Source organism: Leisingera thetidis, from assembly GCF_025857195.1.
Taxonomy (GTDB): domain Bacteria; phylum Pseudomonadota; class Alphaproteobacteria; order Rhodobacterales; family Rhodobacteraceae; genus Leisingera; species Leisingera thetidis.
In genome coordinates, this window is record NZ_CP109787.1 from 573147 (window position 1) to 597020 (window position 23874).

Genomic DNA, 23874 nt, shown 5'->3' on the forward strand with positions numbered 1-23874 from the left:
GAAGGGGATGCGGGGATGGTCACGATCCGTGTGATCCATGATGAGGGTGCGGACCGGGATCTGCCGCTGCCGTCGTATGAAACTGCCGGGGCCGCCGGGGCGGATGTGCGCGCCGACCTGCCGGACCGCGGCTGCCTGCTGCTGCAGCCCGGGGAGCGCAGGCTGGTGCCGACAGGGCTGCGCATCGAGATCCCGGCGGGCTATGAGGTGCAGATCCGTCCGCGCTCCGGGCTGGCGCTGAAACATGGCATCACCCTGCCCAATACGCCGGGCACCATTGACAGCGACTACCGCGGGCCGCTGGGGGTGATCCTGCTGAACGCCGGGCAGGAACCGTTTCAGATCGCCCATGGCGACCGCATTGCGCAAATGGTGGTGGCGCCTGTCCTGCAGGCGCGGTTTGAACTGGCGGATGCACTTTCCGGCACGGACCGCGGGGCGGGCGGCTTTGGCTCCACCGGGCAGGCCTGATGCTGCGGATCCTGATCCTGGCAGCGCTGGTCTGGTGGGGCGGGCGGTTTCTCGGCCTGCCGCGCAACCTGCGCCTTGGCCTGCTGGCGGTGCTGTTTGCCGCTGTGCTGGCGGTGCAGCTGACGCTGCCGGACGGGCATGCCTTGCGGGAAGGCACCGGCGGCTCGGCCGCGCCCTGGCTGCTGCTGGGCGGCTTTGCCCTTGTGGCCGGTTTCTATGCGCGTATCGTGACGGCTTTGAAGACCCGCGCCCAGCCCCAGGATACGCAGATGACCCAGCCCGCCGGCACCTTCTCCGAAACCGAACTCGACCGCTATGCCCGCCATATCGTCCTGCGCGAACTGGGCGGGGCGGGACAGAAGAAACTGAAGAACGCCAAGGTGCTGGTGATCGGCGCGGGCGGGCTGGGCGCGCCTGCGCTGCAGTACCTGGCGGCGGCCGGCGTTGGCACCATCGGGGTGATCGACGACGACGTGGTCGACAACGCCAACCTGCAGCGCCAGGTGATTCACCGCGACAAGGACATCGGCACCCCCAAGGTGTTCTCGGCCCAGGCCGCGATGCAAGCGCAGAACCCTTATGCCGAGGTGCGCCCCTACAACCGCCGTCTGACCGCAGACATCGCGGCAGAGCTGTTTGCGGAACATGATCTGATCCTCGACGGCACCGACAATTTCGAGACCCGCTATCTGGCCAACCGCACGGCCGTGGCGCTGGGCAAGCCGCTGATTTCCGGCGCGCTGTCGCAGTGGGAAGGCCAGCTGAGCGTCTTTCATCCGGCCGAAGGCGGCCCCTGCTATCAATGCATTTTCCCCGAGGCCCCGGCGCCGGGCCTTGCGCCCAGCTGTTCCGAGGCCGGGGTGATCGGGCCGCTGCCCGGGGTTGTTGGCGCGATGATGGCGGTGGAAGCGGTCAAGCTGATCACCGGCGCCGGGGCGGTTCTGCGGGGCGACATGCTGATCTACGACGGGCTTTTCGGCGAGACCCGCAAGATCCGTCTGGCATCCCGTGCGGATTGCCCGGTTTGCGGCAGCAACCAGAACAGCTGACACAGAGAGAACTGCGGGCCCGTGAATGAAGCCTACTACATCACGCTGCTTTGCGGTGCCCTGTTCGGCGGCACGCCGGAGACGGTGCATGGCTTCTCCTATCCCGGCGGCGCGGCATCCATCCGGGTTGACTGCGAAGGCAAGAACCGGGTCGTTGAATTCGGCCTCGACAAGCGCAGCAGCCTGGACAGCATCCAGCAGGCGATGTTCGCGGCGGACGTCACCGGCAAGGAAGCGGTGGTTGTTCTTATCGACACCGATGGCAAGATGGGCCGGTACGAGTGGCGCATCGCCCGCGCTGCCAATGCGGCCGGGGTGCCGATCCGGATCATTCCGGCGGCGCTGACGGATGGCCTGGGGACGGGCGGCTAGCTTACCCTTTCCGGAGCAAGGCACTTGGCCGAGCGCAGCGATCAGGTCTTCGGCGGCCTCCGCCATTGCCGTCAGGTCCGTCAGCCGGAGGATCGGGGGCACCGGCCTTTCCGCGCGGATCAGCTGAGTGCCGGGGCGGATGACGCCTGGACCCGCCTCAGGTTCCGAAGGAATGAACGTTGGACCCGCGGTCCGCATCCGCGGCAGCGCACCTGTCCCAACTCGACCGCCCCGGCATAGGGTGCGGCGGCCATCGCAATGTCCTGATCCCCGAAGAAGCGGTCCGCCGTCATGTTTCGGAGATCGGCAGATCGGAATGGCAGCGAAGACACAAGCCGGAGGAAATCGTCACGAATCTGCCAAGGGGCCGGCCAGGCGGAGAACCTCCCGGTGCCTTTGAATTCCCCCGGCGTTCCGCAGGTCCCGGCCGTGTCTCCCCGGAGGTTTCAAGTCCGATTGCGGCCCCCCCGCATTCCCGTTAGCGTCGCAATCAAAGGAGATCAGCATATGCCCAACCCGCTTCTGTCCCGCTGGGACACGCCGTTCGAAATTGCTCCGTTCGCCAGCATATCCGACGCGGATTTTGCCCCCGCGCTGGAACAGGCGCTGGCAGTCCACAATGAACAGATCGAGGCGCTTGCAAACAGCACCGAACCGCCGGGCTTTGCCAATGTGATCGAGGCGCTGGAAACCCCCTGCCGCGAACTGGAGCAGGTGCTTGGGGTTTTCTTCACTGTGGCCGGTGCAGACAGCAACCCCAAGCGGCAGGAGCTGCAGCGGGAATTCTCCCCCAAGCTTGCCGCGCATTTCTCGGCCATTACCGCCAACAAGGCGCTTTTTGCACGGGTCAGGGCCGTTTGGGATCAGCGCGGGACACTGGACCTGACGGCGGAACAGCAGCGCGTCCTGATGCTGACCTTCCGCGGCTTTGTCCGCGGCGGTGCTGCGCTGGAAGGCAGGGCCGATACGCGGATGCAGGAGATCAAGGGACGGCTTGCGACCCTTGGCACCCAGTTCACGCAAAACCTGCTGGCGGATGAGCGCGGCTGGTTCCTGGAGCTGTCTGAAGACGATCTGGAGGGCCTGCCGGATTTCGTGATCAGCACCGCCCGCACCGCCGGGCAGGAACTGGGCAAGGACAGCCCGGTGCTCACGCTTTCCCGCTCTCTGATCACGCCGTTCCTGCAATTCTCCCCGCGCCGGGACCTGCGCAGGAAGGCCTTCAATGCCTGGGCGGCCCGCGGCGCCAATGGCGGGGAGACCGACAACCGGGCCATCGCAGCGGAGGTTCTGCAGCTGCGCGAGGAGCGTGCGCGGCTTTTGGGGTACGAGAATTTCGCCGCCTACAAACTGGAAACCGAGATGGCCAAGACGCCGGAAGCGGTGCGCGGGCTGCTGATGGACGTCTGGGAGGCTGCAAAGGCACAGGCCGATGCCGACGCCGAAGTGCTGACTGAGATGATGCAGGCCGATGGCATCAACGGCGACCTGGAGCCGTGGGACTGGCGCTACTACGCCGCCCGGCGCCGCGCGGCCGAGCATGATCTCGACGAGGCCGCGCTGAAACCCTACTTGCAGCTTGACCGGATGATCGAGGCCTCCTTTGCCTGCGCAAACCGCCTGTTCGGATTGGAGTTCGCACCGCTGGATGTGCCCCTGTACCACCCGGATTGCCGTGCCTGGGAGGTGACCCGGGACGGCCAGCATGTGGCGGTCTTCATCGGTGACTATTTCGCCCGCGGCTCGAAGCGGTCCGGCGCGTGGTGCTCGGCAATGCGGCAGCAGGCCAAGTTCCCTGAAACCCAGGCGCCGGTGGTGATCAACGTCTGCAACTTCGCCAAAGGCAACCCGGCGCTGCTGTCCTGGGACGATGCCCGCACCCTGTTCCACGAATTCGGCCACGCGCTGCACCAGATGCTGTCAAATGTGACCTACGAGAGCATCTCCGGCACATCGGTTGCGCGCGATTTTGTGGAACTGCCCAGCCAGCTTTACGAACATTGGCTGGAAGTGCCGGAAGTGCTGCAGGAATTTGCCACCCACGCGGAGACCGGCAGGCCGATGCCCAAGGCGATGCTGGACAAGGTTCTGGGCGCGGCCAATTTCGACATGGGGTTCCAGACTGTGGAATATGTTGCCTCCGCGCTGGTGGATCTGGCCTTTCACGATGGCGCGGCCCCGGCCGACCCGATGGCGAAACAGGCGGAAGTGCTTGCCGGTATCGGCATGCCGCGCGCCATCGTCATGCGCCACGCGACCCCGCATTTCGCCCATGTGTTTTCCGGCGACGGCTACTCCTCGGGCTATTACAGCTACATGTGGTCCGAAGTAATGGACGCCGATGCCTTTGCGGCGTTTGAAGAAGCAGGCGGGGCCTTTGACACCGAACGCGCCAGGGCTCTGGAGGAGCATATCCTGTCCGCGGGCGGTTCTGCCGACCCCGCCGAGCTTTACACGGCCTTCCGGGGGCGCCTGCCGGGCGTGGACGCGCTGCTGAAAGGGCGCGGCCTGGCCGCGGAATAGCCGGAGCGGCGCGGCACGCCGGCCTGGACACGGGTGCTTGAGACCGGAAGGAAGCGGGGAGACGGTCCGGCTTCTTTCTGGTTTGAAATACTCTGGGGGAATGCGCCGTCAGGCGCAGGGGGCAAAGCCCCGGCCTAATAGCCGAGGCTGCGGTCGACGAGATGCAGCAGCGGCTCGCCGGCCTCGCCGCGGCGGATGTTTTCGGCGATCACTTCCGCGGCGGTGCTTTCGCGGGTCTCCGAGGCGATGTGCGGGGTGACCGTCACATTGGGATGCGCCCAGTAGGGGTGTTCCGGCGGCAGCGGTTCGACACGGAACACATCAAGTGTGGCATGGCCCACCTGGCCGCGATCGAGCGCGCCCAGAAGCGCATCGTCATCAATCAGCGGGCCGCGGCCCGGATTGATGATCTTTGCCCCCTTCGGAAGCCAGCCAAGCGTATCCGCGTTCAGCGTGTTTTCGGTGGCGGCCGTATCGGGCAGCAGCAGGATCAGGATTTCCGCCTTTGCCAGCGCGTCCTTCAGGCCCTCAGGCCCGGCGTGGCAGGTGATGCCCTCGACCTCCTTTTGCGACCGGCTCCAGCCCGACACTTGAAATCCCAGGGCGGCCAGCGCCTTGGCGGATGCGGTGCCCAGTGCCCCCAGGCCCAGAACCGTCACGCTGCGGTTCTTGGCCAGCGGCGGGGTCCGGGGGTCCCAGCGGCCGTTCTGCCCGTGGATATGCGCATCCATTCCCAGGTGGTAGCGCAGCGTGTGGCCCGCCACCCATTCGGTCATTCCTTGCTCCAGCCCGCTGTCCACCATCCGGGCGAGCGGCACGGATGGTGGCGCATTCGGCACAATCTTCTCGACCCCGGCCCACATGCTCAGCACTGCCTTCAGCCGGGTGAAAGGGGTGAAATCGCGGATTGGCCCGCTGGGGGCGTAGACGATGTAATCAACCTCTTCCGGAGCAAATTCATTGCGCAGGTCGGCTTTCACGCCCAGCCGGGCACACTCTGCCTTCAAGAGCGGGCCGTACACGGGCCAGCTGTCGGCGCGGCCGGCAAACAGAACATTGGCGGTCATGGAAACTCCCTGAATTCTAACGCGGGGATTGCCGCGGGCGGTGGATATGGGCGCTCTGCACAATGCCGAAGGCCCCCAGTAGCACCAGCATTGCCGAGCCGCCGTAAGACACCATCGGCAGCGGCACGCCGACCACCGGCGCGAGCCCCATCACCATCGACATGTTCACGGCAAAGAACAGGAAGAAGGTGAGGGCAATGCCCATGATCACCAGCGACGAGAACCGGTCCTTGGCGGCAATCGCCGAGGCGATGCAGAACAGGATGATCAGCATGTAGATGAACAGCAGGGTAAATCCGCCGATGAAGCCGAACTCCTCCGCCAGGGTGGTAAATATGAAGTCGGTGTGCTTTTCCGGCAGGAAGTTCAGCCGTGACTGCGTGCCCTGCATGAAGCCGCGGCCTGACCAGCCGCCGGAGCCCAGGGCAATCTTGGACTGGGTAATGTGATAGCCGGCGCCCAGCGGGTCCTGCGAAGGATCGAGGAAGGTGTCGATGCGGCGGAACTGGTAGTCCTTCAAAAGCTGCCAGTCGGTGCCGCGGCTTTGGAACACCGCGCTGACCAGCCCCATGCCGGCCGCTATCACCACAGCGAAATAGGCCCAGTGCACGCCCGCCAGGAACATGACCCCGCCGCCGGCCGCCATCAGCAGGATCGAAGTGCCGAGATCCGGCTGTTTCAGCACCAGTGCTGTCGGCAGCAGGATCAGGAGCACCGGCAGCAGGACCCAGAGGGGCCGCGAGGTTCTTTCGGCCGGCAGCCAGTCGTAATAGGCGGCCAGCAGCATCACCAGGGCGATCTTGGTGACTTCCGAGGGCTGCAGCCGCATGAAGCCGATGTCGATCCAGCGCTGCGCGCCCATGCCGACGGTGCCGAACAGCTCCACCGCCACCAGCAGGGCCAGCGAGGCCAGATAGGCCAGCACCGAGACATTGCGCCAGAACCAGATCGGAATCATCGCCACCGCAAACATGACACCAAGGCCCAGAGCAAAGCGCTTGGCCTGCGGTTCGACCCAAGGGCTGAACGAACCGCCTGCCACCGAATAGAGCATCAGGAAGCCGACGCTGGACACGGTGATCAGCAGCAGCGTCAGCCCCCAGTTCAGGTACAGGACCTTGCGCAGGCCGGAGGGCGTCGATTTGGCGTGGTACTCGAGATAGCTCATGCCCGGCTGTTCCTGCTGCCCAGCGGGCGCTTGACGCGCTCGCGCTCCAGCCGCTCCTGCTGCGCCTTGATCCGGCTGCGGTCGGCCTTGGGGTAGGCCTCCAGCGGCGGGGTGCCGTCGTAAAGCGCTTGCAGCAGCACGTCGCGCGCTATCGGCGCGGCCGCTTTGGACCCGCCGCCGCCATGCTCAACCACCACGGCCACGGCGTATTTCGGGTTGTCGAACGGCGCAAAACAGACGTAAAGCGCATGGTCGCGCCGGTTCCAGGGCAGGTCCTCGTTGCGGATCACCCCGGCAGCCCGTTCGGCGGCGGTGATGTTGCGTACCTGGCTGGTGCCGCTCTTGCCGGCCATCCGCATGTTTTCAGCAATAATGCGGGAGCGGTAGCCGGTGCCCCTGCGGTCGTTGCTGACTGAATACATGCCGCGCCGCACCATGCGCAGGTTGTTTTCCCTGACATCCAGGGCAGCCCCGGCGCCACTGGGCTCTTCGATGCCGCCGATGGACTTCAGAAGCCGCGGCGTGACGCTGCGGCCGGTGGCAATCCGTGCAGTCATCACAGCCAGCTGCAAGGGAGAGGCGAGCATGAAGCCCTGGCCAATGGAAGAGTTCGCGGTGTCGCCGATCAGCCAGTCCTTGCCATAGGACCGGGCTTTCCATTCCTTGGTCGGGGTGATCCCCTGAGCCACAGCCGACATCGGCAGGTCGTGCTTGATGCCCAGCCCGAATTTATTGGCCATGGCCGAGATATTGTCGATCCCGGTCTTGATCGCCACGTCGTAGTAATAGACATCGCAGGAGCGTTTCAGCGAGGTGTTGAGATCCACATGCCCGTGGCCTGCCCGTTTCCAGCAGTGGAAGCGGCGGCCTGCAACTTTCAGGTAACCGGGGCACCAGACGGTTTCCTCCGGTCCGATCACGCCTTGTTCCAGCGCCGCCAGCGCGGTGATCATCTTGAAGGTGGAGCCGGGCGGGTAGGTGCCCTGCACCGACTTGTTGGACAGCGGGCGGTAATTGTCTTCGGTCAGCATCCGGTAATCGGCCACCGAAATGCCGCGCACGAACAGGTTCGGGTCAAAGCTGGGCGAGGAGCAAATGGCGCGGATGTCGCCATCCTCGCAATCGATCACCACGGCGGCGGCACTCTCCAAGCCCAGCCGCGCCTGCACGTAATTCTGCAGCCCGGCATCGATGGTCAGCTGCATGTCAGCACCGGAAATGCCCTCGCGGCGGTCCAGTTCCCGCATCACCCGGCCGGTGGCGTTGACTTCCACCCGTTTGGCGCCCGCCGTGCCGCGCAGCACATCTTCGCGCCTGGCCTCGAATCCGACCTTGCCGATCTGGAAGCGCGGGATCAGCAGCACCGGCTCGGGGTCTTCCATCTTGCTCAGGTCATAATCCGAGACCGGTCCGACATATCCCACCACATGGGCAAAATCGCCCAGCTGCGGATAAACCCGCGTCAGGCCGACCTCGGGTGTCACGCCGGGCAGGGCAGGGGCGTTGACTGCCACCTTGGAAATGTCCTCCCAGCCGATCCGGTCGGCCAGGGTGATCGGCAGGAACGGCGGCGAGCGGCGCATTTCGGTGCGGGCGCGCTCCAGGTCTTCGGGATCCAGCGGCAGCAGGCTGGACAGCTTGGCAATCACCGCCTCCACGTCGCCGGCATCCTCCGGCACCACCGTGATCCGGTATGAGGGCGAGTTCTGCGCGATGATCAGCCCGTTTCGGTCGAAGATCTGCCCGCGGGCGGGCGGCAGCAGGCGGATGTTGATCCGGTTCTCCTCGGCGAGCAGGCGGAATTCATCAGCCTGATCCACCTGCAGATAGCGCATCCTGGCCGCCAGCCCGCCGGCAAAGGCCAGCTGCAGCCCGCCCAGGAACAATGCCCGCCGCGTCATCTTGCCGTGCGCGGCATCCAGGTCCTTGGAATTGCGTTTCATCGGCGGCTCACCAGCGTTTCGGCTTCGGAAGGGGACAGTTTGCGCACGCCCAGAATAGTCTGGCTGACCCAAACTGCCAGCGGATATGCGGCAATGGTCATGACAACCTGGATCACCGTCAGGCTGAGCGGCGCCTGCTGGACCCCGAACAGGACCAGAATCAGCCGGTTCATGGCCGCAATTCCAGCCAGCACCAGGGCCACAGCCAGCCACTCGCTGGCAAAGGTGTTCTCGCGATGCGCGGCCGCCCGCGTTTTCAGGAACTCGCAGCCCAGCACCGTCAGCAGGGCCAGCAGCCCCGGCGGGCGGTGAAACAGGAGGTCCGCCAGCAGCATCACCAGGCCAATCGACAGCGCGGGCACAAAATCCGGGCGCCGCAGCGACCAAACCATGGCCATCGCCAGCAGCAGATCCGGCGGCGCCCAATAGCGCGGCTCGGTGTCCAACGGCAGCAGGTGGAAGAACATGACCAGCAGCGCCAGTGCCACGTAGGCAAGGCGCATTGTCCAGATCCGGGCGGGCGAAGTGTTAGCCATTGCCGGCATCAGCCGTGCCTTCCGTGGTCTCCCCGCCCAGGTCCTGGGGCCGCGGCTGCGGCATCGGGTCGTCAGGTGCCGCCCCCACCAGCCCGCCCGGGTCCTGGATCACTTCGGTTCCGTGGTGGCGCAGCACCCGCAGGAACTCCAGCCGGCTGTAGTCGGCCGACAGCCGCACCCGCATCCGGCCGGAGCGGTCCTTGGCCACTTGGCCGATCAGCAGCCCGGCAGGAAAGACCGAGCCGTCGCCGGAGGAGATCACCCGGTCGCCGGGGCGGACCAGGTCCGGATCTTCCAGAAAGCTCAGCACCGGTGCGGCGCTGTTGTCGCCGGTCACCAGCGCGGTCTGGCCCGAAGGCTGGATGGTGGCGGGCACGGCGCTGGCGGCATCGGTCAGCAGGATCACCCGCGCGGTGTCGCGGCCGGTGCCGGAAATCCGCCCCACCAGCCCGATCCCGTCCATTGCCGCCCAGCCGTCATGCACCCCGTCGCGGCTGCCCACGTTCAGCAGCACCGACTGCCGGAAGGGCGAGCCGCTGTCGGCCATCACCACCCCGGTGATATAGGTGAGCTGCGGATCCAGCCGCACGTTGTTGAGGTCCAGCAGCCGGGCGTTTTCCTGCTCCAGCTGCAGCGCCGCCTCTTTCCAGGCCCGCATCTGCCGCAGCTCGCTGCGCAGCTCGCGGTTCTGCTCGGCCAGCCGCTGGTAGCTTTGGAAATCGCGCACAAGGTTGATGGCGGCGGTGACCGGCACCATCGCCCAGTCCATGCCCGGCACGACCCGGTCCACCACCTGCGCGCGGAACCGTTCGACCCGCGGGCTGTCGATGCGCCAGACGATAAAGATTACGGCCAGGCACAAGCACAGAACCGCCGTCAGGAGACGCCGCAGCGGGGTTGCGTAATCGTCGCGCTGTGACTTGTCCTTTGCCACGTCTCTCCTTCCAGCTTTCAGTCAGCTGGCGCCTTTCCGGCGGCCAGGGGCTGTTAGCTGTCGTAGTCGATGGCGTGGGCCAGCTGCTTTTCGTATTCCAGCGCCTTGCCGGTGCCCAGGGCCACGCAGTTGAGGCTTTCGTCCGCGATCGATACCGCGAGGCCGGTCTGTTCGCGCAGAGCCAGGTCCAGATCGCCCAGCAGCGCGCCGCCGCCGGTCAGCATCACGCCGCGGTCGACGATATCGGCCGCCAGGTCCGGCGGCGTGGTCTCCAGCGCGGTCATCACCGCCTCGCAGATCTGCTGCACCGGCTCGGCCAGTGCCTCGGCCACCTGGGCCTGGGAAATCTCGATTTCTTTCGGCACCCCGTTCAGCAGGTCGCGGCCGCGGATCTGCATCGACTGGCCGCGGCCGTCGTCGGGCATCCGGGCGGTGCCGATGGAGGTCTTGATGCGCTCCGCCGTGGCTTCGCCCACCAGCAGGTTCTGCTGGCGGCGCAGGTAGGAGATGATCGCCTCGTCCATGCGGTCGCCGCCGACGCGGACAGAGCGCGCATAGACGATGTCGCCCAGCGACAGGACCGCCACCTCGGTGGTGCCGCCGCCGATGTCGACAACCATGTTGCCGGTCGGATCGGTGATCGGCATGCCGGCGCCGATGGCGGCTGCGATCGGCTCGGCAATCAGTCCGGCGCGGCGCGCACCTGCCGACAGCACCGACTGGCGGATCGCGCGTTTTTCAACCGGGGTGGCGCCATGCGGCACGCAGACGATGATCTTGGGCTTGGAAAAGGTCGAGCGCTTGTGCACCTTGCGGATGAAATGCTTGATCATTTCCTCGGCGGTGTCGAAGTCGGCAATCACGCCCTCGCGCATCGGCCGGATCGCCTCGATCGAGCCGGGGGTGCGGCCCAGCATCAGCTTGGCATCCTCGCCCACGGCCAGCACCTTCTTGACGCCGTCCTTGACGTGGTAGGCCACCACCGAAGGCTCGGACAGGATCACGCCGCGGCCTTTCACGTAAACCAGCGTGTTGGCAGTGCCGAGGTCGATGGCCATGTCCGAAGAGAACAGACCGCCCAAGTTTCCGAAAAGCGCCATATAGAAGGGATCCTGTGAGTGCTGCCATTGTACCTTGGGCGACTCCCCGGAGGAGCCGCCTGCACCAACCTTATAAGCGGCGGCGGGTGGCCGCGAAAGGGCGTATTATGGTGAAACAGCGCCTTTCCGCCAAGACGGGGCTGTCAAACCCGAGCAACCCCGCGCTGGCTGGCGAGGGGGCTTGCCGGCTTTGCCGGACCTGGGCTGGAATGCCGGCCGTCAGCTGGGGAAAATCCGCTTCATTTCGGCATCGAAATGGGTCCAGGTCAGGCTCGCACTGTTGCCGGCATACCCCTCATAATAGGATTTGCCGCTGGAGGTCGGCAGACCGGCCCAGATCTTGGCCAGGTTCAGCATGAAGGTCTTGCGCGGCATTTCGGACCGCAGGAAAGCGCTGTAGCCGGCCTCCTCGATCAGCTGATGCGCCAGCTGGTCCTGCAGCTCCGGCGAGAACCGGGCCTGCGGCTTCACTTCCTGGTTCCGGACCAGACGCCGGAACGTGGCCGGGATCAGCTGGTAGCGGCCGATGGCGTGCGGCTGGCCCGGTGTTGCGTCGATCCAGGCGTTGATTTCGGCGATTGTCATCTGGGTCGGTTTCTTTGGCGGTTTGCGCGTGGCACCATACTGCACCGCATCATATTGCGCTTTGCCGGCCTCGGCGCTGGCAATCAGGTTCAGCAGCTGCTTGACGCTGGGCGGCGCCCTCAGGAGCGGGGCGAACAGACCGCCGCCGCTGCGGCCGCGGAACAGGCTGGCCGCGCCGGGATCAAGCGGCACGGCCCCGCGTCCAGGTTCCGCGCCGGGCAGGGTGTCTGGCAGCAGGCTGGCCACGGCCTGCGGCGCCGTGGCCCGTGATGGCGCCGGGCCGGGCTGCGGGGCAGAGGCCTGGTGCAGGAAGAACTGATTGCCCACCAGCGAATACCCTTGGGCACTGACCGCCGCCGCAGCGCACAGCAGCAGGGCCAGAATGGACAAAAAAAGGACAAGGGCGCTTGTTCTAAGGGGCATCGGAACCTGCATTCTGCGGGGCATGAGTTGCCGCAGTCTGCCGCTCCGGGGTTGAGATTCCGTTTACCCGGCGGCCGCGCCCCCTTCCGCCGTCGGGCAATTGCGGCTAGAGGGGGCGCATGCTCTCCTATCAGCACATATACCACGCCGGGAACCTGGCCGATGTCCAGAAGCACGCGCTGCTTGCCTGGATGCTGGCGTACCTCACCCGCAAGGATAAACCGCTCAGCTATATCGAGACCCATGCAGGCCGCGGCCTCTATCAGCTGGACGCGCCCGAGGCGGTCAAGACCGGCGAGGCGGAGCAGGGCATCACCCGGGTGCTGGCGGACCACGGTCTGGCAGCTGGCCACCCGCTGCACCGCGCCCTTTCGGAAACCCGCAAGCAGCACGGGGAGGCGGCCTATCCCGGCTCGCCGCTGGTCGCCGCTTCGCTGCTGCGTCCGGGCGATGCGATGCATTTTGCCGAGCTGCACCCGCAGGAAAACGCCGCCCTGCGCGCCGCGTTGAAGCCCTGGCGGGCCAAGGTGCATCAGCAGGACGGGTTCGAACTGGCCCTGTCGCTGGCGCCGCCCACGCCCCGCCGCGGCCTATTGCTGATCGACCCGAGCTACGAGATCAAATCCGACTATGCCCGCATCCCGGGCATCATCGGCCAGCTGCACAGGAAATGGAACGTCGGCATTCTGGCGCTGTGGTACCCGATCCTGAAGGACGGCGCCCACACGCAGATGCTCAAGGCGCTGGAGGCACAGGCGTTGCCCGGCGCCCTGCGCCATGAGGTCTCTTTTCCGCCGGTGCGCGATGGCCACCGGATGGTGGGGTCCGGCATGTTCGTGGTCAATGCCCCCTTTGGCATCGAAGAGGAAGCCGCGCGGCTGACGGCGCTGTTCAAAGGCGTTTCCCGCAAGTAGCCGCGCACCGCCCGCTTCACCAGCGCGGCCAGCTCCGGCGCCGGCCTCTTTGTTGAAGGCCGGCTGCGGCATTTATGTGGATTTCGGACCTCCGCAGGCTAGAATCCTGGCAGAAGGAGTGCCAAATGGAACGCAGGCTGGCCGCCGTGCTGGCGGCGGATATGGTCGGCTACAGCCGCCTGATGGACGCGGATGAGCAAGGCACGCTTGCCCGTTTGCGGACCCACAGGATCGAACTGATCGACCCTTCGATCGCCAAAAACCGCGGCTCCATCATCAAGACGACCGGCGACGGGATGCTGGTGGAATTCGCCAGCGTGTCGGATGCAGTGGCCTGTGCCGCCGAGGTGCAGGGCCGGATGCGCAAGCGCAATGCGGACGTGGCGCCGGACCAGCGCATTCAGTTTCGGGTCGGAATCAACCTTGGTGACATTATCTTTGAGGACGGCGACATCTACGGCAGCGGCGTCAATGTGGCGGCCAGGCTGGAGCAGACGGCTGGCGCGGGGGAGATCTGCGTGTCCGCCGCGGTCTACGGGCAAGTGCGCAACACGTCCGGGCTGCTGTTTGAGGATCTGGGCGAGCAGACCCTGAAAAACATCTCCGAGCCGGTGCGGATCTACCGTTTGCTGCTGGACGAGGAGGTGTCCGCCGCTTCACCGGAGGGCGCCGGCACGCCGGCGTCGGTGGTGAAGCCTTCGATTGCGGTGCTGCCCTTTGCCAATATGAGCGGAGATCCCGATCAGGAGTTCTTTGCCGACGGGCTGACCGAGGACATCCTGACCGAACTCAGCCGCCGCCATGAGCTGTTCGTGATCTCGCGCAACTCGACCTTTGTCTACAAGGGGCAGGCGGTGAATGTGCGCGAGGCGGCGGAGAAGCTTGGTGCCCGCTACATCGTCGAAGGCAGTGTGCGCAAGGCGGGCAACCGCCTGCGGGTTACCGTGCAGCTGATCGACAGCCGCAACGACTCCCATATCTGGGCGGAGAAATACGACCGCGGCCTGGATGACATCTTTGCGATACAGGATGAGGTGACCTCCTCCATCGTGGCGACCTTGCCAGGGCGGATCGAAGCCTCGCAGCAGGATGAAGTGTCGCGCAAGAAACCTTCAAGCCTTGCGGCTTATGACTGCGTTCTGGCCGCCAAGGTGCTGCATCACCGCAGCACCCGCGAGGACAATGCCGAGGCAATGAAGCTGATCGACCGGGCGATTGAGCTGGATCCGGAATACGCGCATGCGCACGCTTGGCGCGGCTGTATCCGCGGCCAGGCTTGGGGCTATGGCTGGTGCGACGACCGCGACGCCATGCTGGCGCTGGCCAGCGAGTCGATCGAAAAGGCCGCGGCAATGGATGACAATGACGCGGATGTGCATCGTCTGATGGCGGCGCTCGGGATTGTCCGCAACGATTTGGAGCGGGCGCGCTACCACCAGGAGCGGGCCCTGGCGCTGAACCCGAATTATGACCTGTCGGTGGTCCAGATGGGCGAACTGCTGACCTGGACCGGCCGGCCGGAAGAGGGCGCCGAGTGGATCGAAAAGGCGATGCGTCTCAATCCGCATTTTCCGGCCCGCTTCTGGAGCCATCTGGGCAAGGCGCATTTCACCGCCCGGCTCTATGAGCAGGCGCTGTCCGATTTCATGCGGCTGCCGGCGCTGGATGCCGTTCAATCGGCACTGGTGGCCGCCAGCCATGGCTGGCTTGGCAACCTGGAACAGGCGGCGGCATACGCAGGCCAAGTCCGCGAGCAGGATCCGGCGGCGGACATTCCCGCCTTGCTGGCCGGGCTGCATTATGGCCGCAGAGAGGATGCCGAACACTTCAGCGAAGGGCTTCGCAAGGCCGGATTTGATTAGGCTGCCTGCCGGGAAAACGAAAAAAGGGCGCCGCACGGGCGCCCTTTTCCGGTTTGGCCTGGAAGAAACGGATCAAGCCAGATCCTTGTAGGAAATCTCACGCGTATCGGCGCCTTCGCCGACCCGGCCGCGGCGCACGATCAGGCGGTTCAGCGCGTTCACATAGGCCTTGGCCGAGGCCACCACCGTATCGGTATTGGCGCTTTCGCCGGTGGCGATGATGCCGTCTTCTTCCAGCCGGACCGACACCGTTGCCTGCGCATCTGTCCCCTCGGTCACCGCATGCACCTGATAAAGCTGCAGCCGGGCCGCGTTCGGATAGATCTTGCGGATCGCCTTGAAGGTTGCGTCCACCGGACCGTCGCCTTCGGCGGTCTCGGTCACGTCCTTGCCGTCAATCTCCATCTCGACCGTGGCTTCCGCCGGTCCGCCGGTGCCGCAGACCACCTTCATCGAAACGATCTTGAGGTGATCGTTCTCCGCATCCTCGCCGCTGCGCATCAGCGCGATGAGGTCGTCGTCGAACACCTCTTTCTTGCGGTCGGCCAGTTCCTTGAAGCGGACAAAGACGTCCTTGAGCTGGTTGTCGCCGACCTCATAGCCCAGATGCTCCAGCTTGTCGCGCAATGCGGCGCGGCCGGAATGCTTGCCCAGCGGCAGCGAGGTGCCGGAGAGGCCCACGTCCTCGGGCCGCATGATCTCGAAGTTCTCGCGGTTCTTCAGCATCCCGTCCTGATGGATGCCGCTTTCATGCGCAAAGGCGTTCTTGCCGACGATCGCCTTGTTCGGCTGCACCACGAAACCGGACACGGTCGAGACCCGGCGCGAGATGTGCATGATCTTGGTGGTATCGATGCCGGTGTGCCAGGGCATGATGTCGTTGCGCGTCTTCAGCGCCATCACCACCTCTTCCAGCGCGGTGTTGCCCGCGCGCTCGCCGAGGCCGTTGATGGTGCATTCGATCTGGCGCGCACCGCCGGCCACCGCGGCAAGGGCGTTGGCGGTCGCCATGCCCAGATCGTTGTGGCAGTGGGTGGCAAAGATCACCTCGTCAGCACCCGGCACGGTTTTGATCAGGCGCTTGATCAGGTCGGCGGACTCCATCGGCGCGGTATAGCCGACGGTGTCGGGGATGTTGATGGTGGTCGCACCCGCCTTGATCGCGATCTCGATCACCCGGCACAGGTAATCCCACTCGGTGCGGGTCGCATCCATCGGCGACCATTGCACGTTGTCCACCAGGTTGCGGGCGTGGGTCACGGTTTCGTGGATCTTCTCGGCCATCTCGTCCATCGTCAGGTTCGGGATGGCGCGGTGCAGCGGCGAGGTGCCGATGAAAGTGTGGATGCGCGGCTTGGCGGCCTTGCGCACCGCTTCGGCGCAGCGGTCGATGTCCTTGAAATTGGCGCGCGCCAGCCCGCAGATCATCGCGTTCTTCGAGCGTTCGGCAATCTCGGACACCGCGCGGAAGTCGCCTTCGGAGGCAATCGGGAAACCGGCCTCGATGATGTCCACGCCCATCTCGTCCAGAAGACCGGCAATCTCCAGCTTCTCGTCGTGGGTCATGGTGGCGCCGGGGCTCTGTTCGCCGTCGCGCAGGGTGGTGTCGAAAATCAATACACGGGATTTATCGCCGGAAATCGGGGAGTCGTTGGTCATGCTGGTATCTCTTGTCTCTGTCCTAGGCCCTTAAGGGGCATCATAAGCCTTCTATGGCGCGCGTGCGGCAATCCTCTGAGCGGGCGCGCCGGAAGGGCACGCTCAGAGGCGGGCTAGGATCAGTAGGGCGCGCAGAGCGGCACCGCGGGAGGCGGCGGCGGCAAAGGGGATATCTGCGCAAATGGTCATGGCAGGGATTTATACAGAGGCAAGTGCAAATGAAAAGCCCATAGGCAGAGAAATTCAGCTTTCCTCCACGATCCGGCGCAGACCGGCAATCTCGTCCGGCAGCGCATCGGGGCGGCTTTGGCAGAATCCGATCAGCAAACCCTGGGAGTGCCGGGCCGGGTCAAGCGGTGACAAGGGCCGCACGCCATAGCCCGCTTCAGCTGCGCGGCGGCAGATCCGCGTGTCTGCCGGTGCGCCCGTCAGATGAAAGGCAATCTGCATTCCGGCGGTGTGGCGGCGGAAGAAGCCCAGCCTCTTCGGCCAGGCGGCGAGCGCCTCCGCCGCAGCGGCATAGCGTTCGGCATAGAGCCTGCGGGCACGGCGGATGTGGCGGTCGTATTGCCCCGAGGCCATGAACGCGGCCAAGGGCCGCTGCGCGGTGATGGCGGCCCCGGCGCTGGGGTGGATGAACAGGGCGCGGAACTGCGGCACCAGCGCCGGCGGGAGGATCGCATATCCAAGCCGCAATGCGTGGGAAAACGTCTTGGAGAAGGTGCCCACGTAGATGCAGCGCCCGTCCGGATCGAGCGCGGCCATGGCAGGGACCGGCTGGCCCGCATAGCGGAACTCGCTGTCGAAATCATCCTCGATGATCCAGCCGTCCCGTTCCTTGGCCGCTTGCAGAAACGCCTGCCGCTGCGGAACCGGCAAGGTGCCGCCCAGCGGAAACTGGTGCGAAGGCGTCAGCAGCGTGACCTTGGCCATCTGCCGCGGCACCTCCGCGCCGCGCTCCTTGGCCTGCAGCCAGCGCACGGTCCAGCCGCGGGCGGCGGCAAAGCGCTGCGTCGGAGTGAAACCGGGCACTTCCAGCGCGATGTCCTCGCCCTCCACCAGGAAATCCATCGCCAGTTCCAGCGCTTCGCGCGCGCCGCTGGTCACCAGCACCTGTTCCGCGCTGCATCCGATTCCCCGCCAGCGCGCGGCATAGGCGGCGATCTCGCGCCGCAGCTCCGGGTCGCCAAAGGCATCTGCCTGATGGCTCAGGCTGAGCGGATCCATCCGTGCCACACGTGAAACACAGCGCGCCCAGGAGCGGGCAGGAAAAACCTCCGGGTCCGGCGCGCCGGGCAGCAGCATCCCCGGGGCAGGCGGTGCCAGGGCCGGCGGAGGCCGGGCTGGAGCCTGCGGCGGGCGGATCGGTGCAACATCGCAGACAAAAATGCCCGCGCCGCGCCGGGTTTCGGCAAACCCTTCCGCAACCAGCTGGTCATAGGCCGTCACCACGGTGGTACGGGCCACCCCCAGATCCTGCGCCAAGGCGCGGGACGAGGGCAGCCGGGCGCCAATACCCAGGCTGCCCTCACTGATCCGGCGGCGCAGCGCGGCGACGATCTGCTGGTACAGCGGCTCGGCGCTGTTTGCGGACACCATGCCGGACAGGTCAATCATAGTGGACTGCTCTTTTTGCAAGAAACTGGAGCTTAATTGTAGTCCAGTTTGCGCATAGCTGTCGTGGAAAGACAATTGGGAACAAGAGGTCAGCTTATGCGTCAGCCCGAACCGGAAACCGCCCTGAAATCCGACCGCAGCCGTTTGCGCCGCGCGCATGAACGCGGGCTGTACGGCCGCGAGTCTGTTTATCAGGTGCTTGATGCCATGCCGCTGGCCCATATCGGTTATCAGTTCGACGGGTCCACCTCCGTGCTGCCGACACTGCAATGGCGCGAGGGCGATTACGTCTATTGGCACGGTTCTGCGGCCAGCCGCGCCATTCGCGCCATGGAGGCGGCCGAGGTCTGCCTGACCGTCACCTGCATGGACGGTTACGTGCTGGCGCGTTCGGCTTTTCACCACTCGGTCAACTTCCGCTCCGCCATGCTGTTCGGGGTCGCGGAGAAGGTTGCGGATGAAGACACCAAGGCAGCCAGCCTCAAGGCCATGGTGGACCGCATCTTCCCCGGCCGCTGGGAGGCTCTGCGTCCGATGACTGCGCAGGAGCTGAAGGCGACGGCCGTGCTGCGAATGCCGATCGAGGAAGGCGCCGCCAAGATCCGCAGCGGTCCGCCCAAGGATGACGAGGAGGATTACGCGCTGCCGATCTGGGCCGGGGTGGTGCCGATGGCGCTGGAGCTGCAGCCGCCGCAGCCCGATCCGGCCAACCTGGAAGGGGTGGTGATGCCCGACCACCTGAGCCGCATCCGCATCGGCTGAAACGGCACAGGGTGCGCCCGCTGGCGTGCCCTGTGAACGCCGGTTACTCGGTCCCGCTGCTGACCAGCGCGCCGTTTTCCCAGGTGCCGTCCGCCTGCTGGCCGCTGGCGTATTTCATCGTGCCCGGCCCTTGGCGCTTGCCGTTGACAAAACTGCCCTCGTAGACATCGCCATTGGCATAGGCCGCGACGCCTTCGCCGAAAATCTTGCCCTCCTGCCAGCCGCCTTCATAGGAGAAGCCGTCGGGCATCACGATCTTGCCCTGCCCGTGGCGCTGGCTGTCTGCGAACTGGCCGGTGTAGACCGAGCCATCGGCATAGGTCACCTTGGCATCGCCATGGCGCTGCCCGTCCTGCCAGCCGCCTTCATAGCGGTAGCCGTCGGCATAGGTCATTACCCCCTGGCCGTGGTTCTTGGCGTTCTTGAAGCCGCCGGTGTAGGTGATGCCGCTGGGGTAGGTGGCGGTGCCTTCGCCTTCGATCACCCCGGCCACCCATCCGCCTTCGTAGGTGGAGCCGTCGGGGTAGGTGATCTTGCCCTGGCCGTCGGCCAGGTCGTCGCGGAAATCGCCCTCGTAAACCGAGCCGTCGGGATAGATGGCCTTGCCCTTGCCCTCAATCTGCCCCTTCGCCCATTCGCCGGTGTAGCTGTAGCCGTCCTTCTCGGTGAAGGTGCCAGTGCCGTGGCGCTGATCGTTCAGGAAGTCGCCGGCATAGATGTCGCCATTGGCGTAGGTCTGCTTGCCGGTGCCGTGGCGGCGGCCGTTCTGCAGCTCGCCTTCGTAGATATCGCCATTGGGCTGGGCCAGGCGGCCGGTGCCATGCATCTGGCTGGCAGCCCATTCGCCCTCGTAGACCAGCCCGTCCGAGGTCTCCAGCCGTCCTTGCCCCTGCAGCTGGCCATCGGCCACGGTGCCTTCGTAAACGGTGCCTTCGGCGTAGGTGATCTTGGCCTGGCCCTCCTGGCGGCCCTGAACCCAGTCTCCATCATACGTATAGCCGTCCGGCGATTGCATCTTGCCCTTGCCGTGCCGCTTGCCATCGGCAAAGCTGCCCTGATAGCGCACGCCGCTGGCATAGACCGACAGCCCGTCGCCATGGATCTGGCCGTCCTGCCAGCCGCCCTCGTAGGTGCTGCCGTCTGCGCGGGTCAGCTTGCCCAGCCCGTGCGGCTTGCCTTGTGCGAACCCGCCCTCGTAGACCGAGCCGTCCGGGAACCGCGCCACGCCCTGGCCGCGGACCTCGCCGTCGGCCCACTCGCCGGTGTATTCATAGCCGTTGGGCAGCCGGTAGGTGCCGGTGCCATGCTGCAGCCCGTTGCGGAAAGTGCCTTCATAGACGCCGCCGATGTCATCCTGCGTGGTAATAACGTCTCCCTCCTGGGCCAGTGCCGGTGCGGCCAGTGCCAGAAGTGTGGAAAGCGCGAATGCGGTGCCGAAACGGGTCATTGAAACCTCTGCCTGCCCAGGAATTACGGTGCTGCTGCCATATTGGGTTGCTCGCCCGGAAACTAAGCTACCGCAGGCGGGGCCGCAATGTCTTTTCCCCTGTCCCCGGCGCTTGCTCTTTTCCTTGGCTGTCAATCTGGTAAATGGCTGAGAAAGGATTTTTTGCAAAAGGCCCAAGCAGCATGGCAGACCGTTTCCGCGTGACACTGGCGCAGCTGAACCCCACGGTGGGCGATCTGGCAGGCAACGCCGCCAAGGCCAGGGCCGCCTGGGAGGAGGGCCGCACCGCGGGTGCCGACCTGGTGGCGCTGCCGGAAATGTTCATCACCGGCTACAACACCCAGGACCTGGTGATGAAGCCGGTCTTCCACCAGGCCGCCATTGCGGAGGTGGAGAAGCTGGCAGCAGACTGCGCCGATGGCCCGGCGCTGGCGGTCGGCGGACCCTGGGTCGAGGGCGGCAGGCTTTACAATGCCTATCTGATCCTGAAGGGCGGCAAGATCGCCTCGCGCAGCCTCAAGCACCACCTGCCGAACGAGACCGTCTTTGACGAGGTCCGCATCTTCGACGCCGGACCCCTCGGCGGTCCCTATGCGGTTGGCAACACCCGCATCGGCTCCCCGATCTGCGAAGACGGCTGGCACGAGGACGTGGCGGAAACCCTGGCCGAGACCGGGGCCGAATTCCTGCTGATCCCCAACGGTTCGCCCTATTACCGCAACAAGATGGACGTGCGCTTCAACCACATGGTGGCCCGCGCGGTGGAGACCCATCTGCCGGTGATCTACCTCAACATGGTCGGCGGCCAGGATGACCAGGTGTTCGACGGCGGCTCCTTTGTGCTGAACCCGGGCGGCGCGCTGGCCCTGCAGATGCCGGTGTTCGACGAGGCCTGTGCCCATCTTGACCTTGAGCGCACCGGGGACGGCTGGCGCGCGGTTGAGGGCGAAAAGGCGCATCTGCCGGACGCATGGGAGCAGGACTACCGGGTGATGGTGGAATCGCTGCGCGACTACATGGGCAAGACCGGCTTCAGGAAGGCGCTGCTGGGCCTGTCCGGCGGCGTCGACTCGGCGATTGTGGCGGCCATCGCGGTGGATGCTATCGGCGCCGAAAACGTCCGCTGCGTCATGCTGCCGTCCGAATACACCAGCCAGGAGTCGCTCGACGATGCCGAGGCCGTCGCCAAGGCGCTGGGCGTGCATTACGATTATGTGCCGATCCGCGAGGGGCGGGCCGCCATCACCAACACGCTGGCGCCGCTGTTTGCCGGCCTTGACGCCGATATCACCGAGGAAAACATCCAGTCCCGCCTGCGCGGCCTTCTGCTGATGGCGATGTCCAACAAGTTCGGGGAAATGCTGCTGACCACCGGCAACAAGTCCGAGGTCGCGGTGGGCTATGCCACCATCTACGGCGACATGAGCGGCGGCTACAATCCGATCAAGGATCTGTACAAGACCCGCGTCTTTGAGACCTGCCGCTGGCGCAACGCCAATCACCGTCCCTGGATGAAGGGTCCGGCGGGAGAGGTGATCCGCCCCAACGTGATCGACAAGCCGCCGACCGCCGAACTGCGCGAGGATCAGAAGGACAGCGACAGCCTGCCGGATTACCCGGAGCTGGACGCAATCCTGGAAATCCTGGTCGACAGGGACGGTTCAATCGCTGATTGTGTGGCGGCCGGATTCAGCCGGGACGTGGCCAAGCGGATCGAGCATCTGGTTTATATCAGCGAATACAAGCGCTTCCAGTCCGCGCCCGGCGCCCGGCTGACGCCGCACGCGTTTTGGCTGGACCGCCGCTACCCGATTGTGAACCGCTGGCGCGACCCGTCCTGAAGCTGGCGTTAACTCATTGAAGCCGCAGGTCTTTCCATGCTTGCACGGCTGAATTCCGCGGCCCGTGACGCAGCGGTAACGCGCTGATATGCGGCGGAAAAAACACAATGCCGGAAAGCGGCGCATGAGGCGTCGCCTGGACGCTGGACCGCCGATTCCGCAACGGGCATAGAGGCAGTTATGCCCGGACCCAGACTGCCCCATTTCCAATCCGATCTGGCCTTGCCCAAGGCCGTTGACGCCGTGGTGATCGGCGGCGGCATCATTGGGGCTGCAACGGCGCTGGAGCTGGCCGAGCGCGGCGTTTCCGTGCTGCTGTGTGAAAAGGGCCAGATCGCCGGGGAGCAAAGCTCGCGCAACTGGGGGTGGGTGCGCCTCGCTTGCCGCGATCCGCGGGAAATCCCGCTGATGGCGGAATCCCTGCACCTGTGGGCGGGGCTGGCGGAGCGCACCGGACGGGAGACCGGATTCACCCGCTCCGGCATTCTCTATACCGCGGAAACCGCCAGGCGCGAGGCGCAGCTGGAACGCTGGCTGCGCAATCTCGACGGTTTGGGGCAGGGCGCCCGCATGGTGCGCGGCCGCCAGCTGGCAGAGCTGATGCCGGGCCACCAGACCCGGACATGCAGCGCGCTGCTGACACCGATGGACGGCCGGGCGGAGCCGCAGATGGCCACCCATGCCATCGCCGGCGCCGCGCAGGCCGCGGGCGCCAGGATCATGACCGAATGCGCGGTGCGCAGCCTCGAGACCGCCGCAGGCCGCATCAGCGGCGTGATGACCGAGCGCGGCCGCGTCGCCTGCTCGGCGGTGATCGTGGCCGGCGGCGCCTGGTCGCGGCTGTTCCTCGGGAATGCCGGGATCGCACTGCCGCAGCTGAAGGTGCTGAACTCGGTGCTGCGCACCTCGCCGGTGCAGGGCGGTCCGGAAACCGCGGTCCGCAGCGCCAGCCTGGGTCTGCGCAAGCGTGCCGACGGCGGCTACACGGTGGCGGATGCGCATGAAAACATCGTCGACATCGTGCCCGACAGCCTGCGCCTGGGGTGGAAATTCCTGCCCAGCTACCGGCAGGAATGGCGGGCGCTGCAATTCCGGCTGTCGAACCGCTGGCGCGAGGAAGCGGCCCAGGCCCGCCGCTGGCAGCCGCATCAGACCACCCCGTTCGAATTGTGCCGGGTGCTGGACCCCGCGCCTTCGCAAAAGGCCCTGAAAAGCGGCTGGGCGGCCGCCCAGAAAGCCTTTCCGCTGCTCAAGACCGCTGACGTGGTGCAAAGCTGGGGCGGGCTGATCGACGTGACGCCGGACGCGCTGCCGGTGATCTCGCAGGCCGACACGCTGCCGGGGCTGTTCATCGCCACCGGGTTCTCCGGCCACGGCTTCGGCATCGGCCCGGCGGCAGGCAGGCTGGCTGCCGATCTGGTCACCGGCGACCGGCCGCTGGTGGATCCGCGGCCCTTCCGCCTGTCGCGGTTCTCCGACGGGACACGGTACGGGCCGCAGACCGGATACTGACCAAGCGGGGCCGCCGCGGCTGATCGCCTGCCGCGGCAAAGCGGCACCCGTCCCGCCGCCAGCGGCCCAAGCGCAGAGAGGGGGCTAGG

The 23874-nt window shown here is 65.9% G+C and carries 19 protein-coding genes; 9 read left to right on the forward strand and 10 right to left on the reverse strand.

The annotated features are described in order from the left end of the window. The first annotated feature begins 15 nt into the window (after positions 1-15). The 4 genes from dut (at position 16) to OKQ63_RS02790 (ending at position 4415) form a co-directional block, all read left to right on the forward strand. A complete protein-coding gene (dut, locus tag OKQ63_RS02775) occupies positions 16-471 on the forward strand; it encodes a dUTP diphosphatase (protein WP_264212446.1) in 456 nt (151 codons plus the stop codon). Continuing rightward, positions 471-1520 (forward strand): HesA/MoeB/ThiF family protein, encoded by a 1050-nt coding sequence (locus OKQ63_RS02780; protein ID WP_264212447.1) that lies wholly within the window; start codon positions 471-473, stop codon positions 1518-1520. Before dut ends, OKQ63_RS02780 begins: the two co-directional genes overlap by 1 nt. Positions 1521-1541: 21 nt before the next feature. After that, a complete protein-coding gene (locus OKQ63_RS02785) occupies positions 1542-1892 on the forward strand; it encodes a hypothetical protein (RefSeq protein ID WP_264212448.1) in 351 nt (116 codons plus the stop codon). A gap of 507 nt (positions 1893-2399) precedes the next feature. Continuing rightward, positions 2400-4415, forward strand: a complete 2016-nt coding sequence (locus OKQ63_RS02790) for a M3 family metallopeptidase (protein WP_264212449.1) — start codon at positions 2400-2402, stop codon at positions 4413-4415. A 134-nt stretch (positions 4416-4549) separates the two neighbouring features. Here OKQ63_RS02790 and OKQ63_RS02795 read toward each other — a convergent pair whose 3' ends face one another. The 7 genes from OKQ63_RS02795 to OKQ63_RS02825 all read right to left on the reverse strand — a co-directional run bounded on the left by OKQ63_RS02795 (position 4550) and on the right by OKQ63_RS02825 (position 12171). Further along, positions 4550-5482, reverse strand: a complete 933-nt coding sequence (locus tag OKQ63_RS02795; protein WP_264212450.1) for a 2-hydroxyacid dehydrogenase — start codon at positions 5480-5482, stop codon at positions 4550-4552. A 16-nt stretch (positions 5483-5498) separates the two neighbouring features. Beyond that, positions 5499-6650, reverse strand: a complete 1152-nt coding sequence (gene rodA, locus OKQ63_RS02800) for a rod shape-determining protein RodA (protein WP_264212451.1) — start codon at positions 6648-6650, stop codon at positions 5499-5501. Beyond that, positions 6647-8593 (reverse strand): penicillin-binding protein 2, encoded by a 1947-nt coding sequence (gene mrdA / locus OKQ63_RS02805; protein ID WP_264212452.1) that lies wholly within the window; start codon positions 8591-8593, stop codon positions 6647-6649. Before mrdA ends, rodA begins: the two co-directional genes overlap by 4 nt. Continuing rightward, a complete protein-coding gene (locus OKQ63_RS02810) occupies positions 8590-9129 on the reverse strand; it encodes a rod shape-determining protein MreD (RefSeq protein ID WP_264212453.1) in 540 nt (179 codons plus the stop codon). The genes mrdA and OKQ63_RS02810 overlap by 4 nt, the downstream gene beginning before the upstream one ends. Continuing rightward, on the reverse strand, positions 9122-10063 hold the full coding sequence (gene mreC / locus OKQ63_RS02815; protein WP_264212454.1) for a rod shape-determining protein MreC: 942 nt from the start codon (positions 10061-10063) through the stop codon (positions 9122-9124). The genes OKQ63_RS02810 and mreC overlap by 8 nt, the downstream gene beginning before the upstream one ends. Before the next feature lie 53 nt (positions 10064-10116). Then, complete coding sequence (locus tag OKQ63_RS02820; RefSeq protein ID WP_027257685.1) at positions 10117-11163, reverse strand: rod shape-determining protein; 1047 nt, start codon at positions 11161-11163, stop codon at positions 10117-10119. 219 nt (positions 11164-11382) lie between these two features. Continuing rightward, the gene (locus tag OKQ63_RS02825) at positions 11383-12171 is read right to left on the reverse strand and encodes a lysozyme family protein (protein ID WP_264212455.1); all 789 of its coding nucleotides are present in this window, start codon (positions 12169-12171) and stop codon (positions 11383-11385) included. Between the two features lie 119 nt (positions 12172-12290). Between OKQ63_RS02825 and OKQ63_RS02830 the strand changes: the two genes are divergently transcribed. Further along, a complete protein-coding gene (locus OKQ63_RS02830; RefSeq protein ID WP_264212456.1) occupies positions 12291-13085 on the forward strand; it encodes a 23S rRNA (adenine(2030)-N(6))-methyltransferase RlmJ in 795 nt (264 codons plus the stop codon). Between the two features lie 125 nt (positions 13086-13210). Then, positions 13211-14947 carry an adenylate/guanylate cyclase domain-containing protein gene (locus OKQ63_RS02835; protein WP_264212457.1) on the forward strand — a complete coding sequence of 579 codons (1737 nt, stop codon included), beginning with the start codon at positions 13211-13213 and terminating at the stop codon, positions 14945-14947. A 72-nt stretch (positions 14948-15019) separates the two neighbouring features. Here OKQ63_RS02835 and OKQ63_RS02840 read toward each other — a convergent pair whose 3' ends face one another. Together OKQ63_RS02840 and pdxR are read right to left on the reverse strand one after the other, a co-directional pair. Then, a complete protein-coding gene (locus tag OKQ63_RS02840; RefSeq protein ID WP_264212458.1) occupies positions 15020-16606 on the reverse strand; it encodes a 2-isopropylmalate synthase in 1587 nt (528 codons plus the stop codon). Between the two features lie 243 nt (positions 16607-16849). Beyond that, positions 16850-18223, reverse strand: coding sequence for a MocR-like pyridoxine biosynthesis transcription factor PdxR (pdxR, locus tag OKQ63_RS02845; protein ID WP_264212459.1), 1374 nt, complete (start codon positions 18221-18223; stop codon positions 16850-16852). 96 nt (positions 18224-18319) lie between these two features. Here pdxR and OKQ63_RS02850 point away from each other — a divergent pair, with 96 nt between their 5' ends. Further along, positions 18320-18985 (forward strand): pyridoxamine 5'-phosphate oxidase family protein, encoded by a 666-nt coding sequence (locus tag OKQ63_RS02850; RefSeq protein ID WP_264212460.1) that lies wholly within the window; start codon positions 18320-18322, stop codon positions 18983-18985. A gap of 43 nt (positions 18986-19028) precedes the next feature. Here the strand turns inward: OKQ63_RS02850 and OKQ63_RS02855 are convergent, their stop codons facing one another. Continuing rightward, positions 19029-20432 carry an MORN repeat-containing protein gene (locus tag OKQ63_RS02855; RefSeq protein ID WP_264212461.1) on the reverse strand — a complete coding sequence of 468 codons (1404 nt, stop codon included), beginning with the start codon at positions 20430-20432 and terminating at the stop codon, positions 19029-19031. Between the two features lie 182 nt (positions 20433-20614). Here OKQ63_RS02855 and OKQ63_RS02860 point away from each other — a divergent pair, with 182 nt between their 5' ends. Continuing rightward, a complete protein-coding gene (locus tag OKQ63_RS02860) occupies positions 20615-22273 on the forward strand; it encodes an NAD+ synthase (protein WP_264212462.1) in 1659 nt (552 codons plus the stop codon). 180 nt (positions 22274-22453) lie between these two features. Beyond that, a complete protein-coding gene (locus tag OKQ63_RS02865; RefSeq protein ID WP_264212463.1) occupies positions 22454-23785 on the forward strand; it encodes an NAD(P)/FAD-dependent oxidoreductase in 1332 nt (443 codons plus the stop codon). The last annotated feature ends 89 nt before the right edge of the window (positions 23786-23874 follow it).

Bases quoted from the DNA above. Each gene is read 5' to 3' on its own strand.
- dut (WP_264212446.1), top strand. From the start codon at position 16: ATGGTCACGATCCGTGTGATCCATGATGAGGGTGCGGACCGGGATCTG.
- OKQ63_RS02780 (WP_264212447.1), top strand. From the start codon at position 471: ATGCTGCGGATCCTGATCCTGGCAGCGCTGGTCTGGTGGGGCGGGCGG.
- OKQ63_RS02790 (WP_264212449.1), top strand. From the start codon at position 2,400: ATGCCCAACCCGCTTCTGTCCCGCTGGGACACGCCGTTCGAAATTGCT.
- OKQ63_RS02795 (WP_264212450.1), bottom strand. From the start codon at position 5,482: ATGACCGCCAATGTTCTGTTTGCCGGCCGCGCCGACAGCTGGCCCGTG.
- rodA (WP_264212451.1), bottom strand. From the start codon at position 6,650: ATGAGCTATCTCGAGTACCACGCCAAATCGACGCCCTCCGGCCTGCGC.
- mrdA (WP_264212452.1), bottom strand. From the start codon at position 8,593: ATGAAACGCAATTCCAAGGACCTGGATGCCGCGCACGGCAAGATGACG.
- OKQ63_RS02810 (WP_264212453.1), bottom strand. From the start codon at position 9,129: ATGGCTAACACTTCGCCCGCCCGGATCTGGACAATGCGCCTTGCCTAC.
- OKQ63_RS02820 (WP_027257685.1), bottom strand. From the start codon at position 11,163: ATGGCGCTTTTCGGAAACTTGGGCGGTCTGTTCTCTTCGGACATGGCC.
- OKQ63_RS02825 (WP_264212455.1), bottom strand. From the start codon at position 12,171: ATGCCCCTTAGAACAAGCGCCCTTGTCCTTTTTTTGTCCATTCTGGCC.
- OKQ63_RS02830 (WP_264212456.1), top strand. From the start codon at position 12,291: ATGCTCTCCTATCAGCACATATACCACGCCGGGAACCTGGCCGATGTC.
- OKQ63_RS02835 (WP_264212457.1), top strand. From the start codon at position 13,211: ATGGAACGCAGGCTGGCCGCCGTGCTGGCGGCGGATATGGTCGGCTAC.
- OKQ63_RS02840 (WP_264212458.1), bottom strand. From the start codon at position 16,606: ATGACCAACGACTCCCCGATTTCCGGCGATAAATCCCGTGTATTGATT.
- pdxR (WP_264212459.1), bottom strand. From the start codon at position 18,223: ATGATTGACCTGTCCGGCATGGTGTCCGCAAACAGCGCCGAGCCGCTG.
- OKQ63_RS02850 (WP_264212460.1), top strand. From the start codon at position 18,320: ATGCGTCAGCCCGAACCGGAAACCGCCCTGAAATCCGACCGCAGCCGT.
- OKQ63_RS02855 (WP_264212461.1), bottom strand. From the start codon at position 20,432: ATGACCCGTTTCGGCACCGCATTCGCGCTTTCCACACTTCTGGCACTG.
- OKQ63_RS02860 (WP_264212462.1), top strand. From the start codon at position 20,615: ATGGCAGACCGTTTCCGCGTGACACTGGCGCAGCTGAACCCCACGGTG.
- OKQ63_RS02865 (WP_264212463.1), top strand. From the start codon at position 22,454: ATGCCCGGACCCAGACTGCCCCATTTCCAATCCGATCTGGCCTTGCCC.